This window comes from Brevundimonas sp. UBA7534, from assembly GCF_002479325.1.
GTDB lineage: Bacteria > Pseudomonadota > Alphaproteobacteria > Caulobacterales > Caulobacteraceae > Brevundimonas.
The window spans coordinates 953-2,900 of record NZ_DLMO01000098.1 but is presented as its reverse complement, the minus strand read 5'-3'; the positions used below and the strand labels follow the sequence as shown (position 1 = coordinate 2,900).

At 67.2% G+C, this 1,948-nt stretch carries 2 pseudogenes; both read left to right on the top strand.

The features are described 5' to 3' along the window. A pseudogene (locus B2U11_RS07340) lies at window positions 1–1,225 on the top strand (OB-fold nucleic acid binding domain-containing protein); the annotation flags it as partial. 229 nt (window positions 1,226–1,454) lie between these two features. Next, a pseudogene (locus B2U11_RS07335) lies at window positions 1,455–1,724 on the top strand (DUF3224 domain-containing protein); the annotation flags it as partial. Window positions 1,725–1,948: the final 224 nt, after the last annotated feature.

Genomic DNA, 1,948 nt, shown 5'->3' with positions numbered 1-1,948 from the left:
GCTACGGATTCAACAAGTCGCACGCCGCCGCCTACGCCCTGATCTCGTTCAGACCGGCTGGCTGAAGGCCAATCATCCGGTCGAATTCTTCGCCGCCTCGATGAGCCTGGACCTGTCGAACACCGACAAGCTGGCGGTCTTCTACCAGGACGCCAAGCGGTTCGACGTGCCCGTCCTGCCGCCCGACATCAATCGGTCCTCGGCCGACTTCGACGTGTCGTGGGAGGACGGCAAGGGGGCGGTCCTCTATGCGCTGGGAGCCATCCGCAACGTGGGTCTGGAGGCCATGCGCCACGTCATTGAGGTGCGCGAGCAGGGCGGCCGTTTCGTCGACATCTTCGACTTCCTGGAGCGGGTCGATCCGCGCTGCGTCAACAAGCGGGCGCTGGAAGGCCTGGCCAAGGCCGGGGCCTTCGACAGCCTGCACTCCAACCGTCGCCAGTTGGTCGAACAGGCCGACGTGCTGATGGCCTATTGCCAGAGCGTCGCGGCCGAGCGCGCCTCGGCCCAGGTCAATCTGTTCGGCGGCGATCAGGCCCACGCCGGCCGCCCGCGTCTGAAAAGCGTCGAGCCCTGGGTCGGGCCGGACCGGCTGGATCAGGAACTGTCGGCGGTCGGCTTCTATCTGTCGGGCCACCCGCTGGACGACATGGCCCAGGCCCTGAAGCGCAAGCGCGTCACCTTCGTCGCGGAGGCCCTGCCTCTGGCTGAAAACGGTCACGAGGCCTTCCAGATGGCCGGGGTCGTGCGCCGTCGTCAGGAACGCGCCAGCGCCCGCACCGGCGAGAAATTCGCCTTCGTCACCTTCTCCGACCCGACGGGCGAGTTCGAATGCCTGTTCCCACCCGAGCAGTTGCGCCGCTGCCGCGAGGTGCTGGAGCCCGGCGCCTCGGTCATGGTGCGCGTGCGGGCCAAGGCTTCGGACGGGGAGGTGCGCTTCTTCGGCGACGACGCCTCGCAGATGGACAATCTGCTGGACGACGCCAACATGGCGCTGCGCGTCCATGTCTCGGCCCGCACCGCCGACGCCGAGGCGCTGAAGGCGCGCCTGGAACGGGCGCGATCCGGCGCTATCGGCAAGGGCGGCGAGATCTGGCTGATGATCGCGGGCCTGGACCAGGGCAGGGAGGCGGAAATCCGTCTGCCGGGCCGCTATCGCCTGGATGGGGCGCTGCGCGGCGCGCTGAAATCCGCGCCGGGCGTGGTCATGCTGGAGGACGCCTGATGGTTCTTCTCCTGATGCCGGCGATCATGCCCTGTCGTGGGATGCGTCCTTGGAAATCGCTCGGGCCGGAACGCCGGCCGAAACCCGGAGCTCCCAGATGTCCCACGCCGTCGGAACCTTCGATGTCCGGATCACGCCGGTCGAACCGGGTGAGGGCGATCGGACCCTGGGCCACGGCCGGATGCGGATCGCCAAGACCTTCCATGGCGACCTTTAGGGAACCGGCGCCGGCGAGATGCTGGCGATGATGAATGACGACCGGTCCGGCGCCTATGTCGCGATGGAGCGGGTGTCGGCGACGCTGGACGGACGCACGGGCGCCTTCAGTCTGGTGCATCGCGGGATTATGAATCGCGGCGCGCAGGACCTGCTGATCGCCATCGTGCCTGGCTCCGGCGTCGATGGTTTGACCGGGATTTCAGGCGTCTTCCACCTGGCAATCGCCGGCGGCGAACACCGCTACGACCTGGAATATGCGCTGCCGGAGGCGACGCCTTAACGGCTAAGCTTTTGAAAAATCGGAACCTCACGGACGCGTGAGAGGTTTTCAGGGTCTCACTAGGGAGACTGTTCCAATGATGAAGATCACCGCACTCGCCAGCCTCGCCTCCGCCGCCGCGCTTCTGGCCGCCTGCGGCCAAGGCGGCGACAGCGCCCAGCAGAACGCCGAAGAAGCGGTCAACGCCACCCAGGACATGACCTCGGGCGTCGTCGGCCAGACAG